18 protein-coding genes are annotated in these 15,637 nt (G+C 73.8%); 5 read left to right on the plus strand and 13 right to left on the minus strand.

Features of this window, described 5'->3' with window-relative positions; all coding sequences use genetic code 11:
• Positions 1 to 26: 26 nt before the first annotated feature.
• The 3 genes from FGD68_RS04020 to FGD68_RS04030 form a co-directional block, all read right to left on the minus strand.
• Positions 27 to 1,118, minus strand: a complete 1,092-nt coding sequence (locus FGD68_RS04020; protein ID WP_119372130.1) for a threonine aldolase family protein — start codon at positions 1,116 to 1,118, stop codon at positions 27 to 29.
• 55 nt (positions 1,119 to 1,173) lie between these two features.
• A complete protein-coding gene (locus FGD68_RS04025; protein ID WP_119372129.1) occupies positions 1,174 to 1,830 on the minus strand; it encodes an NUDIX domain-containing protein in 657 nt (218 codons plus the stop codon).
• 70 nt (positions 1,831 to 1,900) lie between these two features.
• Positions 1,901 to 3,172, minus strand: a complete 1,272-nt coding sequence (locus FGD68_RS04030; protein WP_119372128.1) for an NAD(P)/FAD-dependent oxidoreductase — start codon at positions 3,170 to 3,172, stop codon at positions 1,901 to 1,903.
• Between the two features lie 281 nt (positions 3,173 to 3,453).
• On the opposite strand from FGD68_RS04030, the gene FGD68_RS04035 reads away from it, so the two are divergent.
• The 3 genes from FGD68_RS04035 (at position 3,454) to FGD68_RS04045 (ending at position 6,046) form a co-directional block, all read left to right on the plus strand.
• The gene (locus FGD68_RS04035; protein ID WP_104235839.1) at positions 3,454 to 3,900 is read left to right on the plus strand and encodes an Asp23/Gls24 family envelope stress response protein; all 447 of its coding nucleotides are present in this window, start codon (positions 3,454 to 3,456) and stop codon (positions 3,898 to 3,900) included.
• 222 nt (positions 3,901 to 4,122) lie between these two features.
• Positions 4,123 to 4,941: an aquaporin Z gene (gene aqpZ, locus FGD68_RS04040; RefSeq protein ID WP_119372127.1), complete on the plus strand. Its 819-nt coding sequence runs from the start codon at positions 4,123 to 4,125 to the stop codon at positions 4,939 to 4,941.
• Between the two features lie 91 nt (positions 4,942 to 5,032).
• Positions 5,033 to 6,046, plus strand: a complete 1,014-nt coding sequence (locus FGD68_RS04045) for an Asp23/Gls24 family envelope stress response protein (protein WP_119372126.1) — start codon at positions 5,033 to 5,035, stop codon at positions 6,044 to 6,046.
• A 24-nt stretch (positions 6,047 to 6,070) separates the two neighbouring features.
• On the opposite strand, the gene FGD68_RS04050 is transcribed toward FGD68_RS04045, so the two are convergent.
• The 5 genes from FGD68_RS04050 to FGD68_RS04070 form a co-directional block, all read right to left on the minus strand.
• Positions 6,071 to 6,643 carry a septum formation family protein gene (locus tag FGD68_RS04050; RefSeq protein ID WP_119372125.1) on the minus strand — a complete coding sequence of 191 codons (573 nt, stop codon included), beginning with the start codon at positions 6,641 to 6,643 and terminating at the stop codon, positions 6,071 to 6,073.
• A gap of 91 nt (positions 6,644 to 6,734) precedes the next feature.
• The gene (locus FGD68_RS04055; RefSeq protein ID WP_119372124.1) at positions 6,735 to 7,187 is read right to left on the minus strand and encodes a DUF805 domain-containing protein; all 453 of its coding nucleotides are present in this window, start codon (positions 7,185 to 7,187) and stop codon (positions 6,735 to 6,737) included.
• 82 nt (positions 7,188 to 7,269) lie between these two features.
• Positions 7,270 to 7,737 carry a hypothetical protein gene (locus FGD68_RS04060; RefSeq protein ID WP_119372123.1) on the minus strand — a complete coding sequence of 156 codons (468 nt, stop codon included), beginning with the start codon at positions 7,735 to 7,737 and terminating at the stop codon, positions 7,270 to 7,272.
• Positions 7,734 to 8,867, minus strand: coding sequence for an ABC transporter permease (locus FGD68_RS04065; protein ID WP_119372122.1), 1,134 nt, complete (start codon positions 8,865 to 8,867; stop codon positions 7,734 to 7,736). Before FGD68_RS04065 ends, FGD68_RS04060 begins: the two co-directional genes overlap by 4 nt.
• Positions 8,864 to 9,745, minus strand: coding sequence for an ABC transporter ATP-binding protein (locus tag FGD68_RS04070; protein WP_104235846.1), 882 nt, complete (start codon positions 9,743 to 9,745; stop codon positions 8,864 to 8,866). Before FGD68_RS04070 ends, FGD68_RS04065 begins: the two co-directional genes overlap by 4 nt.
• Before the next feature lie 213 nt (positions 9,746 to 9,958).
• On the opposite strand from FGD68_RS04070, the gene FGD68_RS04075 reads away from it, so the two are divergent.
• Entirely contained in the window at positions 9,959 to 10,399 is a 441-nt protein-coding gene (locus FGD68_RS04075) for a hypothetical protein (RefSeq protein WP_237609810.1), read from the plus strand.
• Here FGD68_RS04075 and FGD68_RS04080 read toward each other — a convergent pair.
• Complete coding sequence (locus FGD68_RS04080) at positions 10,390 to 11,280, minus strand: SMP-30/gluconolactonase/LRE family protein (protein WP_237609811.1); 891 nt, start codon at positions 11,278 to 11,280, stop codon at positions 10,390 to 10,392. The two genes, FGD68_RS04075 and FGD68_RS04080, sit on opposite strands and share 10 nt — an antisense overlap.
• Positions 11,277 to 12,071 carry an SDR family NAD(P)-dependent oxidoreductase gene (locus FGD68_RS04085; protein ID WP_119373604.1) on the minus strand — a complete coding sequence of 265 codons (795 nt, stop codon included), beginning with the start codon at positions 12,069 to 12,071 and terminating at the stop codon, positions 11,277 to 11,279. The genes FGD68_RS04080 and FGD68_RS04085 overlap by 4 nt, the downstream gene beginning before the upstream one ends.
• Positions 12,072 to 12,123: 52 nt before the next feature.
• On the opposite strand from FGD68_RS04085, the gene FGD68_RS04090 reads away from it, so the two are divergent.
• Positions 12,124 to 12,906: an SDR family oxidoreductase gene (locus FGD68_RS04090; protein WP_119373603.1), complete on the plus strand. Its 783-nt coding sequence runs from the start codon at positions 12,124 to 12,126 to the stop codon at positions 12,904 to 12,906.
• Between the two features lie 30 nt (positions 12,907 to 12,936).
• Here the strand turns inward: FGD68_RS04090 and FGD68_RS04095 are convergent, their stop codons facing one another.
• From FGD68_RS04095 to FGD68_RS04105, 3 genes are all read right to left on the minus strand, one after another.
• A complete protein-coding gene (locus FGD68_RS04095; protein WP_119373602.1) occupies positions 12,937 to 13,248 on the minus strand; it encodes a hypothetical protein in 312 nt (103 codons plus the stop codon).
• Positions 13,249 to 13,313: 65 nt separating this feature from the next.
• Positions 13,314 to 14,045 carry a response regulator gene (locus tag FGD68_RS04100; protein ID WP_119373601.1) on the minus strand — a complete coding sequence of 244 codons (732 nt, stop codon included), beginning with the start codon at positions 14,043 to 14,045 and terminating at the stop codon, positions 13,314 to 13,316.
• On the minus strand, positions 14,042 to 15,469 hold the full coding sequence (locus tag FGD68_RS04105) for a sensor histidine kinase (protein WP_237609812.1): 1,428 nt from the start codon (positions 15,467 to 15,469) through the stop codon (positions 14,042 to 14,044). The genes FGD68_RS04100 and FGD68_RS04105 overlap by 4 nt, the downstream gene beginning before the upstream one ends.
• Positions 15,470 to 15,637: the final 168 nt, after the last annotated feature.

Genomic DNA, 15,637 nt, shown 5'->3' on the forward strand with positions numbered 1-15,637 from the left:
CGCGGCTTCGACGATGCCGCGGGAGGCTACGCCGCCCCGACCTCCCGGCGGATCGCCGCGGCGAAGCGGTCGATGTCGTCCTCGGTGGTGTCGAACGAGCACATCCAGCGCACCTCGCGGCGGGCCGGGTCCCAGTCGTAGAAGCGGAACTCGCCGCGGAGGCGGTCGGCGACGCCCTCGGGGAGGATCGCGAACAGGCCGTTCGCCTGCGTCTCCTGCGTGAACTCGACGCCGTCGACGCCGTCGAGCGCCGCCCGGAGGCGCGCGGCCATGCCGTTCGCGTGGCGCGCGGAGCGGAGGTAGAGCGGCACCCCGTCGACCTCGGATCCGAGCAGCGCCAGCAGCTGCGCGCTCACGAACCGCATCTTCGAGGCGAGCTGCATGTTGAGCTTGCGGAGGTAGGTGAGCCCCTCGGACGCCTCGGGATCGAGGACCACGATCGCCTCGCCGTAGAGCAGGCCGTTCTTGGTGCCGCCGAAGCTGACGACGTCGACGCCCGCGTCCGACGTGAAGGCGCGGAACGGCGCGTCGAGCGTGGCCGCGGCGTTCGAGAGGCGGGCGCCGTCCATGTGCAGGCGCATGCCGCGCTCGTGTGCGTGGTCGGCGATCGCCCGCACCTCGGCCGGCGTGTAGACGGTGCCCAGCTCGGTGGTCTGCGTGATGCTCACGGCGAGCGGCTGCGCGCGGTGCTCGTCGCCCCAGCCCCACGCCTCGCGGTCGATGAGCTCGGGAGTGAGCTTGCCGTCCTCGGTGGGCACCTGCAGGAGCTTGATGCCGCCCACGCGCTCGGGGGCGCCGCCCTCGTCGGTGTTGATGTGCGCGGTGGTCGCGCACACCACGGCGCCCCAGCGCGGCAGCATCGAGAGGAGGCCCGTGACGTTCGCGCCCGTGCCGTTGAACACGGGGAACGCCTCGGCGCCGCGGCCGAAGTGCTCGCCCACGACCTCCTGCAGGCGTGCCGTGTACGCGTCGCCGCCGTACGCGACCTGGTGCCCTCCGTTCGCGGCTGCGATGGCCTCGAGGACCTCGGGGTGGATCCCGGAGTAGTTGTCGGAGGCGAAGCCGCGGGCGGCGGTGTCGTGGAGGCGGAGGGAGGAGGCGGCGGTGGCGTCGGTCACCCGTCCATCCTCGCCTACGGCCCGGTCCGCCCGTGCCCGTCCGCCTGCGCTGCGCCTAGGCCGGGAACCCGTGCAGCGCCACGTGCTGGAGCAGGATCACCGTCTTGCCGTCGGCGATGCGGCCGTCGGCGACCATCGCGAGGGCCTCGTCCAGCGTGACCTCGATCCGCTCGATGTCCTCGCCCTCCTCGGCCACGCCGCCGCCCGCGCCCACGACGTCGGCCGGCGTGTACGACGCGAGGTAGTGGTGCACGCGCTCGGTGACGGATCCGGGGCTCATGAACAGGTCGAACAGGTGCGTGAGCGCGACGATCTCGACGCCGAGCTCCTCGCGGGCCTCGCGGCGGATGGCGTCCTCCGGGGAGTCCTCGTCGAGGAGGCCGGCCGCTGCCTCGATCAGCCTGCCGTCGGGATGGCCGTTGACGTAGGCGGGGTAGCGGAACTGGCGGGTGAGGAGGATCCGGTGCGTGTCAGCCGCGTACAGGAGCACGGTCGCGCCGTCGCCCCGGTCGTAGGTCTCGCGCTGCTGCTCCTGCCAGGACCCGTCGCGCAGGCGCAGGTCGAGCGTCGTCCGGCGGAGCACGTGCCAGCCGTCGGAGGTGACCTCGACGCGCCTGACGACCACGTCGGGGTTGCGGTCGAGGTCGGTGCCGCGGAGGTGGAGGCCGGTGCGGCCGCGGGAGTCGGGGGCGGTCTCACCGGGGCGCGTCATGGATCCATCCTCGCGGTGCGTGTGGCGGTCGCGCGTCCGCCCGATGGCGGATCCGCGGGGCGGACGCGGATCAGGCGCGGCCCTGCAGGATCAGGTTCCAGTACACCCACGGCAGCACGTAGCGGTCGGCGAGGAACGTGATGCGGCGCTCCTTGGCGAGGCCCTTCCACCCGGGGATCGTGGGCTTCGGGCGGTAGCGGTCGTCGAACTCGGCGAAGACCACGGTCGAGCGCGAGACGACGAACGGGCACACCGAGTACCCGTCGTACGTCTGCGGCAGCGGCTTCCCCTTCCGCGCCGCGACGAGGTTCTTCGCGACCGTCGTGGTCTGCTGACGGAGCGCGCCGCCGGACTTCGAGTTGGTGGTGGCCGCCGCGTCGCCGAGCGCCCACACGTCGGGGTAGCGCGGGTGGCGGAGGGTCAGCGGATCCACCTCGACGAACCCGCCCGCGTCGCCGGGCGCCGCGAGGCCCGTGCCGGCGAGCCAGTCGGGCGCGGACTGCGGCGGGACCGCGTGCAGCACGTCGTAGGCGATGGTCTCGCGCTCGGCGACGCCTGCGTCGTCGGCGTGAGCGGCGTGATCCGGCCCGAGGAGGGCGCGGGCACGGTCGTCGCCGGCGATCTCCACGGTGCGGGCGTCCGGATCCACGCCCACGAGCTCGCGCCCGTACCGCACCTCGATGCCGTACTCGGCGACCTTGCGCTCGAGCTCGGCGTCGACGAGCGGCATGCCGAACATGGTCGGCGTGGGCACGACCAGCACCACGCGGATGTCGTCGAGCACGCCGATGGCGCGCCAGTGGTCGCACGCGAGGTACATCGGCTTCTGCGCCGCGCCCGAGCACGTGCCGGGACCGTCGGGCTGCGTGAAGACGACCGTGCCGGCGCGCACGTCCCGAAGCACGCGCGAGGCCTTGGCCGCGAAGTGGTGCTCGTAGTTGGAGATGCCGACGGGCGAGTCCATCGCCTCGGCGAGGCCGGGCACGCGGTCCCAGTCCTTCTGGATGCCGGGGCACACGATGAGGTCGCCGTAGGAGAGGCGAGTGCCGGATTCGAGGGCGACCGTCTTCGCGACCGGGTCGATGCCGGCGACGCGGTCCCGGATCCATGTGACGCCCCTCGGCGTGACGGATCCCTGCGGCCGGGTGGCCTGCGACGCCCGCGCGGTGCCGCCCGCCACGTGCGAGAACATCGGCTGGTAGTAGTGCGTGTCGCGCGGCTCGATGACCGCGACGTCGTCGACGCCGTACCGCCGGAGCCGACCCGCGACCGAGAGGCCGGCGTTCCCCCCGCCGATGACGAGGACGTCGTGGTGCGGGGTCGTGCCGGGGGCATCGGTCATGGGCTCAACCTAGGCCGGGTGCGCGGCATGCGTCCGGCTGCCCGGTGACGCGCGCGGCGGGATCCGGGCTCGCGCCCTGGCCGGGCTCGTGCCCTGGCCGGAATGCGCACGGCGCGCGCCGCCCGGTGGCCGCCCAGCGAAGCCCGGCCGCTGCCGCCTGGAGGAACGCTGGACGTCTGGGACGACCCGGGCGCCTCCGCCGTCTCCTTGACGTGCCGGTCATCCAGCCGGCACCGCGATCCCGCATCCGGGATCGCGCCGTTGAGCATCAGGAGCACCACATGACCGACGTCACCCCCGCCACCGCCTCCAGCCGCGCCGCCGCCAAGCACACCCCCGCCGGCTCCGCCTCGGGCAAGAACACGATCGCCGACGGCGTCGTGGAGAAGGTCGCCGGCATCGCGGCCCGCCAGGTCCCCGGCGTGCACGACCTCGGCAACGGCGCGGCCCGGGCCGTCGGCGCGATCCGCAACGTCATCGGCCAGCAGGACCGCGGCCAGGGCATCTCCGTCGAGGTCGGCGAGAAGCAGGTCGCCGCGGACATCGTCGTGGTCGCCGAGTACCCCGTCGCGCTGCAGGACCTGGCCGACCGGATCCGCGAGTCCGTCACCGACGCGATCTCGCAGGTCGTCGGCATGGACGTCGCCGAGGTCAACGTCACCGTCTCCGACGTGCACATCCCGTCGGACGACAAGGACGAGGACGACTCCACGCGCCGCGTCCAGTAGCACCGCCCGCTGACGGGACCGGGCACGCCCCGGTCCCGTCGCCGTGCGCAGGCCGCACCCGAGACGGCCCGCGCCACCCGCAGCGCACAGCGCCCAGCACGAGGCGCCCGACACCGAGCACGCAGCACCCTCCGGAGCATCCCCCGCACCGACGGGAGCGCCATCCGACGCTCCCACCCCGCATCCACCCGCGCTCCACGTTCCCGACAGAGGACCCGACCGATGAGCAAGTCGACCGCCACGACGAAGGCACCCCGCGACACCCCGGCCCAGGGCCGCGGCCAGAAGGCCGCATCCGCCGGCGACCGCCCGTCCGCCGCCGCCCGCTGGGGCGCGGAGGCGTTCGGCACGTTCCTCCTCGTGTTCGGCGGCGTCGGCACGGCGCTCTACGCGTCCGCCTTCCCCGACGTCGGCAACGCCACGGGCGTCGGCTTCCTCGGCGTCGCGCTCGCGTTCGGCCTCACGGTCATGGCGGGCGTCGCCGCGGTCGGCGGTATCTCCGGCGGCCACTTCAACCCCGCCGTCAGCGTCGGACTCGCATTTGCGCGCCGCATCGGCTGGCGAGAGGTGCCCGGCTACGTGGTCGCGCAGCTCGTCGGCGGGATCCTCGGATCCAGCGCCCTCGCGCTCATCGCCTCCGACGGCCCCGCCGGCTACCTCGCGTCGAAGCAGGACGCGGGCTTCGCGTCCAACGGCTTCGGCGGCGCATCGCCCGGCGGCTTCGGCCTCGGGGCCGTGCTGCTCGTCGAGGTGATCCTCACCGCCGTCTTCGTGACCGTGATCCTCGCCGTCACCGGCCAGAAGGCGTACGCGGCCGTGGCGCCCATCGTCATCGGGCTCACGCTCACCCTGATCCATCTCATCAGCATCCCGGTCAGCAACACGTCCGTGAACCCGGCCCGCTCCATCGCGGCCGCGATCTACGGCGGGCCCGTCGCGCTCGGCCAGGTGTGGGCGTTCATCGTCGCGCCGCTGGTCGGCGCCGCGATCGCCGGCCTCGCGCACCGCGCGCTGGCCCGCGCCGCCGACGTCCCGGCCTGATCCGCCCCCCCTGCCGCCGCGTCCCGCCCGGCGCAGCGGCGGGCACCCGCACCCATCCCGCACCGCACCGCACGACCGAAGGAGCACCGCCGTGAACGACGCCGCACCCGCCATCCGTCCCATCGACCTGACCGGCATCGACGCCGCGCACCCGGAGGGGGAGACGACCGCGCACCGGGTGGGCGTCGCCGCGGCCGAGACCGCCGCGGGCGTCACCGGCGTCCACCACCTCGGCGGCACGGCCGCGCGGGCGCTCGACGCGGCGTCCCGGGCGATCCGCGGCACGAGCACCGGCCCCGGCGTCACGGTCTCCGAGGAGGCCGGCGGCACCGTGATCGACATCGACCTCGTGGTCGAGTACCCGACGCCCGTGCAGGACGTCGTCGACGAGACGCGCGAGCAGGTCGCCCGTGCGGCCCGCCAGATCGCGCCCGGAGCGGTGCGTGTGAACATCCGCGTGATCGACGTGCACGGTCCGTTCGACGACGAGCAGTCGCCCGCGGGGGCCGCGCTGGAGAGGGCGAAGGACGCCGGTTCCGACGCGCTCGAGAAGGCGAAGGACGCCGGTTCCGACGCGCTGGACAAGGCCAAGGCGGCCGGATCCGAGGGTCTCGAGAAGGCCAAGGCGGCCGGGTCCGAGGGTCTCGAGAAGGCCAAGGCCGCCGGGTCCGAGGCCGCCGACCGTGCCCGCGAGGCCGGGGACCGCATCCAGGACGCGTCCGCTGACGCCGCCGCCCGCGCGCAGGACGCCGGATCGCGCGCCGCCGACGCAGCGAAGGGGATCGGTGCGGAGGCGGCCGACCGCGCGAAAGCCGCGGGCGCCGTGCTCGCCGACTCCGCGAAGGCGGACGTCGAGGAGACCCGGGAGGCGGCTGAGCAGCGCGACGCCGACGATGCGTCCGCCGACGACGCGGCTGACTTCGACACGTACGCCGCGCCCACCGGATCCGCCCCCGAGGTCACGGTGGTCGTCGACGGTCACGGCGACGGCACGACACGCGTCGAGGTCGACGGCCCCGCCACGGTGGAGGTCCAGGGCGACCGCGTCGAGGTCGACGGCGCCGCCGCGACCCGCGACGACGACGAGGCCGCCGACCGCTCCTAGCGGTCGGCAGGCCGGGGCGCGCCGCTACCGCCCGATGCCCGCGAGCGAGCCGGCGGTCGTGCCCGCGGGATCGCCGATGATGCAGTCCACGGTGCGGTCACCCGTGCTCCAGCTGTCGCCGGTCGGCTTGTGCCCCTGGAAGTCGTAGATCGAGTCCTGGTGGTCGAAGCCGATGAAGGGCCCGAACGCGGAACCGCACAGGTCGTCGGCCTGCGCGTCCACGGCGTCGTCGCCGGGGAAGTCACCGCCCGTCAGGGTGGGAGCTGCGTACACCTCGAAGTCGTGCGGGTCGGAGCACGGCACCGTGCTCACGTCGTCCACCTCGTGCGAATGCGCCGAGTGGTCGTCGCTCGCGGGGTGCGCATCGGCCGCGTCCTGCTCGATCACGGCGGCCGACGCTGCGTCGTCGAGGCAGTCGCCCTGGCGCAGCGTCAAGACGTCCGTCGTGCCGCCGGCCGTGATGGATCCGTCGTCGTCGCGCGTCTCGGCGTGCGGCACGAGGTCGGCGAGCTGCTGCAGCGTGCACCCGCTGAGCGCGGCGGCGAGGAGGACGGCCGCGAACGCGGAGGGCAGGATGCGGCGGGCGGCGACGGCCATGGGGGGTCCTCGGGTTCGGGGAGCGGATCGGGCTCACCGAAGCGTCGCCGCTCGGCTGCGCGCGCGAGTTCCGCGCGAGGGATCCGCGGCGTCAGTCGAACCGCGCGCCGCCCGGCCGCGACCGACCAGCGGTCATGACCACGTAGACGATCAGCCCGAGGACCGGGATGAACGTGATGAAGATCCACGTGCCGCTGCGGTCGACGTCGTGCAGCCGCCGCCATGAGACGGCCAGCGCCGGGATGAAGACCGCCAGCTGGAGCACGGCGAGCACGGCGCTCCAGGAGTCGACGATGGCCAGCTCGTCGAGGAGACCGAGACCCCCGAGCGGCTCCCGGCGGTCGGCGTTCACGCTGCTCAGGGTCTGGAGGGCGGACGTGCCGACGACGCTCGTGAGGATCCACCACCAGAACTCGCTCCGGCTGGCGCGGCCGCGGAAGGTCGCGTACTTGAGGAAGAACCTCCGCATCGCCTCCTGCCAGGACGCGCCGTACAGCGGCAGCTCGAGGTGCGTGCGGGATCCGGGCGGCGTCGCGTCGGTCATGCGTCGACCGTACGCGGGCCCGGCCGCATCCGCGGGGGAGCGGACGCGGCCGGGCGGTCGAGGGCGCGGGGTCGGGGCGCGATCACACCACCGAGAGCCCCAGCACCGCGAGCGCCCCGAACGCGATGCCCCAGACGGCGATCGCGATCGTCTCCCAGATCAGCACCGCGCGCGGGCGGGCCCCGAAGGAGACCATCGCGGCCGACGTGAAGTGCGTGGGCACCAGGAGCGGGCCGAGGAGGCTGACGCCCGGCACGCCGTAGCGGTCGAACGTGCGGCGGATCTTGGCGCGCCTCGGCGTCTCCTCCTTCGCGCTGTCGCGCGTGAGCCGTGAGCGCGTGCGCGACGCGACCAGCACGATCATCGCCACGACGGCGACGTTCCCGACCACCGCCGCGAGCACCGCGATCGCGACGTGCTGGCCGCTGATCACGCCGACCACGGCGGCGAACTCGACCTCGAGGAACGGGATCATCGCGGTGACCATGACCCCGAACCAGCGGAGCAGCTCCGGCAGCCCGTTCGTGAAGTCCTGCAGCGCGTCGATCATGCCTTCAGCGCCTCACGCAGCTTCACGCGGGATCCGGTGCGGAGCAGCGAGTTGCTGTAGATCCGGGATCCGAGGGCCACGACCACGGCGGTCGTCGCGATGAGCACGGCGAGAGACACGAGCGGCTCCCACCACTGGGCCTCGCCGAGGAACAGCCGCATCGGCATCCCGACCGGGGCGGAGAACGGGATGTACGACATGACCGTCATCACCACGGGGTTGTCGTTGAAGAAGATGACCGCGAAGTACGGGATCATCACGAGGTACGTGACCGGGGCCGTGACGGCTCCCACGTCCTCCTGGCGGGAGACGAGCGAGGCCGCGGCCGCGAAGAGCGACGCGAGCAGCACGAACCCGAAGAGGAAGAACACGACGAACCAGATCACCGCGGGGCCGACGATCGCGAGCAGCGCGGTCTGCTCGGTCACGAGGAGGCCGACGCCCGTCATGAGGGCGATGAGCGCGATCTGCGCGAACGCCAGGATGCTGTTGCCCAGCACCTTGCCGGCGAGCAGCGCGCGCACGGGGATGGTCGACATGAGCAGCTCGACCACGCGGGTCTGCTTCTCCTCGACCACGCTCTGGGCGATGATCTGCCCGAACGTCAGCGCCGAGATGAAGAACACGACGCCGAACGCGAGCGCCACGATGTAGGCGATGGCGGGATTCGTGGTCGGCTCGTCGAGGAGCTCGACGCGCGGGGTGTCCGTGAGTGCGCTGACGACTCCGTCGGGGGCGGAGGTGTCGCCGATCACGAGCACGGCGCCGTCGGAGTCGGCCTGCGTGTCGGGGACGACCGCGGCCTCCACGTCGCCGTCGCGCACCATCGCCTGCGCGTCCTCGACGCTGTCGGCGGGCACGCCCTCGAGCGACTCGGCGCCGGACACGGCCTGCTGGGCGGAACCGACGACGGCGACGCGCGTCGGGTCGCTGCCGCCGCCGGGACCGCCGTTCGCGGTGAGGAAGCCGCTCACGATGATGGAGGCGAGGATCCCGACCAGCAGGATCCCCGTGCTGATGAGGAACGACTTGCTGCGCAGGCGCATGCGCACCTCGCGGCCCGTCACGAGCATCGTGGACTGGGCGAACGTCGGGGCCGTGCCCCGTCGGGTGGTGCTGGTGGTGCTCACTGGACGACCTCCTGGAAGATCTCGCTGAGGGTGGGGCGGCGGCGGGTGAACCCGGTGACGGATCCGCGGGAGACGGCCTCGGCGAGCACGCGCTGGCGCGCCTCCTCGTCGGCCTCGAAGAGCACGTAGCCGCCGTCGAACTCGACGACCTCGACGCCGGGCACGTCGCGCACCCAGCCGCCGTCGCCCGAGATCTGCAGCTCCGTGAGGGGGCGGCTGTGCTGGTCGCGCAGCTCCTCGCGGTCGCCCGATGCGCGGATCCGGCCCTCAGCGATGACGACGACGTCGTCGCAGAGGCGCTCCACGATGTCGAGCTGGTGCGAGGAGAAGAGCACGGGCACGCCCTGCGCGGCCCGCTCGGTGAGGACGCCGAGCACGGTCTCGACCGCGATCGGGTCGAGGCCCGAGAACGGCTCGTCGAGCACGAGCACCTCGGGGTCGTGCACGAGGCTCGCGGCGATCTGCGCCCGCTGCTGGTTGCCGAGCGACAGCGACTCGATGGGGTCGTTCCGGCGCTCGCCGAGGCTGAGCCGCTCGAGCAGCCGCTCGGTGCTCGCGGTGGCGTCGGCGGCGCTCATGCCGTGCAGGCGGCCGAGGTAGACGATCTGCTCCTGCAGCTTCATCTTCGGGTAGAGGCCGCGCTCCTCGGGCATGTAGCCGAAGGTGCGGCGGCTGGAGGTGCCGAGGTCGCTCCCGTTCAGCGAGACGGTGCCGGAGTCGGCGGTGAGCACGCCGAGCATGATCCGCATGGTGGTGGTCTTGCCGGCGCCGTTGCCGCCGACGAAGCCGGTCAGCCTCCCCGGCTTCACGGTGAAGGACACGTCGTCGAGGACCTTGCGGTCCCCGAACGATCGCGTGACGTTCTGGACTTCGAGCACGAATGGCCTCCTCGGTGGGCGTCGGTGATCCGTGCTGCTCACGCTAGGTGCGGGGGCGCGCGGGGGAGTCCGCCGTGAGGGGGAACCGGGTGGGGGAACCGGGTGGGGGATGGGTCGCGCGCCGCGGCGACGGGGCGCGGATGGGGCGCGGTCGCGGCGGATGGGGGCGCGGCCGGCGGTGATCCGCGGCCCGGTCCCTCCTAGGGTCGGGGCATGCGCTTCCCCACCCTCGTCCAGGCCGTCGCCGACGGAGCCTCCGCGGCGGGATGCGTGCTCTTCGCGCTGATCGCCACGGGCGTCGGCACCGCGCCGCTCGCGATCGGCGGTCTCGCGCTGCTGGGGCTGTCCGCGATCGTGCGGGTCGTCGCGATCGTGTGGGCGCGGCGCCGGCTCGCGCTCGTCGGCCGGGGTCGTGGCGCGTGGCCCCGGTGGATCCACGCCCTCTGGATCGTGCAGTGCCTCGCCTTCGTCGCGGGGCTGGTGCTCGCGCACTCGTCCGTCGGGGCTGTCGCGACCGCGGCGATCGTCGGCGTCGGCGTGGGGGTCACCTCGGCCGCGCTCGCGGGAGGGGCCGCCCGTCGCGCCGGGCGCGGATCCGGCGTCGACAGCGGCACGGGCTTCGTCGACTCCGCCGCCGTCACCGCCTACGCGTAGGCGCTGGCGGCCGGCCCGGTGACGCCCGGCCGCACCGCGAACAGCATCCCCGCGCGCGGATGGCGGGCCGAGTCCTCGGCCGAGTAGCCCTCCTGCGAGGTCGTGATCACGAGGATGTCGCGGTCGGGCCCGACGAACGCGCAGCTCGAGACCTGGGGTGCGTCGACCCGCACGGATCCCACGTGCTCGCCGGTCGAGGAGTAGCGGCGCACCTCGCCGCCGCCCCAGAGCGCGACCCAGAGGAAGCCCTCGTCGTCGACGCACATGCCGTCGGGGTGGCCGTCGGCGGGGTCGATCTCGACCACCACCTCGGGATCCGCGAGGCCGCCCTCCTCCGTGACCCGGAAGCGCTGCACCCGCTGCGTGGTCGTGTCGATGTAGAGCATCTCGGCGCCGTCGGCGGAGAACGCGGTGCCGTTGGAGATGGTGACGCCCTCGAGCACGGTCGTCGCGACGCCCCGGTCGAGGAGGTACAGCGCGCCGGCGCCGGGCGTCTTGTCGAACGCCATGGACCCGGCCCAGAGGCGACCGCGCGGATCCACTTCGCCGTCGTTCATGCGGCGCCGGATGCCGTCGGCCGGGAGCACGTCCGCCATGGGGACCAGCTCGCCGTCCGCCGTCAGGCGGACGAAGCCGTCGCGCGCGGCGAGCACGTGGCCGCCGTCCGCGTGGCGGACCACCGCGCCGAGCGGACCGTCGACGTGCGTCTCGGTGACGGGCCCGACCGCGAGCGTGACCGGGTCGAACGTCGCCTCGCGCAGGATGCCCGCGTACTGGTCGGCCCAGAGCAGGGTGCCGCGCGCGGTGTCCCAGAGCGGCGCCTCGGCGTGCTCGGAGCGGACGGTGTCGAGCGGCTGCGCCTCCCAGGTCGTGACGGTCATCGCGCGCCGTCCCGCGGCCCGCGCTCCGGGGCGCACTCGCCCTCGTACGCGCGCTGCGGCATCTGCGTCGCGAGCTTGCCGCCGCTGACATCGACGAGCGTGCCCGTGATGTACCCGGCGCGGTCGCTCGCGAGGAACACGAGGAGGTCGGCGACGTCGTCGGGCCGCTCCCACCGGCGGATGCTGAGGGTGTCGAGCAGCCGGTCCTGCGCGGGCTCCGGCATCTCGGCGAAGCCGTTCATGGCGGTGGGGATCATGCCGGGCGCGTACGCGTTGACGGTGATGCCCCATGGCCCGAGCTCGCTCGCGAGCACGCGCGTGAACTGCACGACCGCGGCCTTCGACGCGCCGTACGCGGCCGCTCCGACGCTCGGGATGACGGCCGCGAACGACGCCGCGTTGATGATGCGCCCGCCTCCCGCCGCCTTCATGGCCGGGATGACGGCCTGCGAGAGCAGGAACACCCCGCCGACGTTCACGTCGAACGCGGCCTGGAAGCGCGCGGGCTCGAGCGTCTCGACGGATCCCTCCACGTTGATCCCGGCGTTGTTCACGAGCACGTCGACGCGACCGGCGGCCTCGACCACCTGCGCGATCGCCGCCTGCACGGAGGCCTGGTCGGTGACATCGGCGACGATCGCGGTGATCCCCTCCGGCAGCGCGTCGCGGAAGCGGAGGTCGAGCCCGAAGACCCGGCACCCCTCGGCCAGGAAGCGCTCGGCGATGGCGCGGCCGATGCCCTGGGCGGCACCGGAGACGACGACGACCCTGTCGTTGAGATCGATGAGCATGCGTGTTCCCCTCGGTCCTAATAGCGTTTCCCTCAACGTAGGGGAGACCGCCATGTCCGGAGCACGGATGCACGACCAGCACGACGACCACGACCTCGATGCGCGTGGGGAGGGAGCGGCGAGTCCGCGGACGCTGTGGATCAGCGGTGCGGGGTCCGGCGTCGGCCGCGCGACCGCGGTGGCCGCGGCCCGCGACGGCTGGGACCTCGTGCTCTCGGGCCGCCGCCGGGAGGCGCTCGAGGAGACGCGCGCTCTCGTCGACGACCTCGGATCCACCGCCGTCGTCGCGCCGCTCGACGTGACCGACGACGACGCGCTCGCCGCTGTGGTCGCGGGCCTCGACCGGCTCGACGGGATCGTCGTGGCGGCCGGCCTCAACGCCCCGCGGCGCTCGTGGGCCGAGCAGGAGACCGCCGACTTCGACCGCATCGTCGCGACCAACCTCACCGGCCCGGCGCACCAGGTCGCCGCCGCCCTCCCGCTGCTGCGGGTGTCCGGCGGCACGGTCGTGCTCGTCTCCTCGTACGCCGCGTGGACCCACTCGCCGGGCGCGGGCGTCGCCTACAGCGCCTCGAAGACGGCGCTCGGGGCGCTCGTGCGCGACCTCAACGCGCAGGAGGCGGGCAGCGGGATCCGCGCCACGCACCTCTGCCCCGGCACCATCGACAGCGAGTTCCTCGCGCTCCGGCCCACCGTCCCCGACGCGGCCGAGCGCGCCGCGATGCTCACGCCCGACGACGTGGCCCGGGCCGCGATGTTCGTGCTGGCGTCGCCGCGGCACGTGCGGATCGACGAGCTCGTGCTCTCCCCGATGTCGCAGCGCGGCGGGTTCTAGTCCGGCCCGACCTGCGAGGGGCGGTGGCGGTCAGTCGCCGCCGCCGCCTCCACCATCTCCGCCACCGCCACCGCCACCGCTGTCGCCTCCGCCGCCGTGGGCACCGCCGTCACCGCCGTCACCGCTGTGCCCGCCATCACCATGACCGCCGCCGTGCCCGTCGGCCATGTGCCCGCTCCACGCGTCGGTCGGGACGTACATGCCGCCGCCGTCGTCCCGTGTGCTGCCTCGGCGGTTCCGCGGGCCTCGCCGGTCCCGCGACGTCCCGAAGCCCATCAGCCCGGCGACGAGGACCAGCACGAGGAACACGGCGTAGCCGAGGAGGAACGGCGGGGAATCCATGGCGCCACCCTAGGTGCGGCGCGACCCGCATGGCGATGGGTGGCATGCGCGTGCGCCGGCGGCGATCAGCTCGCCCCCGGCACCACGATCCCGCGCTCGTACGCGAACACGACGGCCTGCACGCGGTCCCGCACGCCGAGCTTGAGCAGGAGGCGGGACACGTGCGTCTTCACGGTGGCCTCGCCGAGGTAGAGGCGCTCGGCGATCTCGGCGTTGGCGAGCCCCTCGGCGAGGAGGCGCAGCACCTCGAGCTCGCGATCGGTGAGGGTGGCGACGCGCGGGTCGGTCGGGATCGTGGGGATCGGCGCGGTGGAGGCGGCGTCGGCGGATCCGCGGCCGAAGCGCTCGATGACCCGGCGCGTGACGTCGGGCGAGAGCAGGGCGTCGCCGCGCGCGATCACGTGCACGGCCTCCACGAGCGACTCCGGCGACGCGCTCTTCAGCACGAACCCGCTCGCGCCCGCATCCAGCGCGGTGAAGAGGTAGTCCTCGCGGTCGAACGTGGTGAGCATGAGGACGCTCGCGGTGATCTCCGGGTCGGCGACGATGCGGCGCGTGGCCTCGAGGCCGTCGACGCGCGGCATCTGCACGTCCATGCAGATCACGTCGGGCGAGAGCGCGGCGGCGAGGCGCACGCCCTCCTCGCCGTCGGCGGCCTCGCCGACCACCTCGATGCCGTCCTCGCTCTCGAGGATCACGCGGATGCCGGCGCGCACGAGCGCCTGGTCGTCGACGAGGAGGACGCGGACGGACGCGGGCGCGGCGGGTCCGGTCGGGTCGGTCGGCTCTGTGCTCATGCGCGGGTCTCCTCGGGGGTCGGGGCGGGGATCGACGCGTCGACCGGGACGGGCATCGGCGCCGGCGGCGCGACCGGCGCCCGCCCCGTGGGCACCGAGGCGCGCACGAGGTAGCCGCCGCGCGCCTTCGGGCCGATCTCGATGGATCCGCCCACCGCCGCCACGCGCTCCCGCATGCCGCGCTGGCCGAGCCCCCCCGGCCCGTTCCGCACAGGGCCCGCGGCCGCCGACGCCGCGGCTCCCGCGGGTCCGCCGTCGCTGACCTCCACCTCGACGCGGTCGTCGAGGTAGCGGAGCCGGAGGTCGACGCGGGCGCCCGTGCCCGCGTGCTTGCGCACGTTCGTGAGCGACTCCTGCGCGACCCGGTAGACGATGAGGTCGACCGTGGGCGTGAGCGGCCGCGGGGTGCCGATGACGTCGTACGCGACCGCGAGGCCCGCACCGCACGCCTCCGCCACGAGCTCGTGCAGCTGGTCGACGCCGCGGGTGGACGCCGTGCGGGTCTGGTCGTCGGCGGCGCCGTCGTGCCCGGTGGATCCCGTGCCGTCATCCTCCTGCCGCAGCGCGACGAGCATGCGGTGCAGCTCCTCGATGGCGCTGCGCGCGTTGTCCTCCACGATGCCGAGCGAGGCCGCGGCCTTGTCGGCGTCGCGCCCGAGGACCCGGCGGGCCGCACCCGCGTGCACGCCCATCACCGAGACGTGGTGCGCGACGACGTCGTGCAGCTCCCGGGCGATGCGCACCCGCTCGATCGTGACCGCCTGCTCCGCCACCCGCTCGCGCTCGGTCGCCAGCTCGGCCGTGCGCGTCTCGAGCGCGCAGCGGTCGCGCGCCGACGCCCACGCGCGGTCGCCGAAGTACCAGGCCCCGCCGAAGTAGAGGAGGTTCGTGATGATGGAGATGAGGCCCGCGGCCACGGGGGCGGGGATCCAGGCGTCGGCGGGCGCCTTCTCGAACGTCGACCCGGCGAGCGAGTAGAACCCCGAGGTCTGCAGCAGCGAGCTGAAGAGCCACGCGAACATGCCCACCACGATGATGCCGCGCGTGATGTTCGCCCGCATCCGGTTCCGGCCCCAGGCGCCGAGCGAGTACATGGCGATGAACATGGCGATGTTCGAGAACAGCACCTCCGGCACGAACTGGTCCGCGCCGACGACGAACGTGACGCCGAGCACGAGGGTCACGGCCTCGGGCTGGAGGCGGCGGAACGCCAGAGGGGCGGTCATGAGCAGGATCCAGGCGGCGATGATCCACATCGCCGGCCGCGAGGGGAACATGCCGAGCGCGTAGTACTGCATGACGCTGAAGGTGGTGAGCACCAGCATCACCGCGGCGAGCATCGCGTCGAACCGCAGCCCCGCGCGGTCGGGCCGGGGCCGCACCCAGAAGCGGTCGACGCTGTCGGGGGCGGATGCGGCGCTCATGCGCCCACGGTATCGACGCGGCCCCGCGCACCGCATCCGCCGGATGACGGAACGCCCGCCGATGACGGGAGGCTGTGGCCGGACACCGGGATAGGCCGCATGGGTCAACCGGTGCCAGACTGGCCCGACGGGCGCATCCGCCCGGCCGTCTCTCCCGCACCGCCGCGG

It is taken from the genome of Clavibacter californiensis, from assembly GCF_021952865.1.
Classification (GTDB): Bacteria; Actinomycetota; Actinomycetes; order Actinomycetales; family Microbacteriaceae; genus Clavibacter; species Clavibacter californiensis.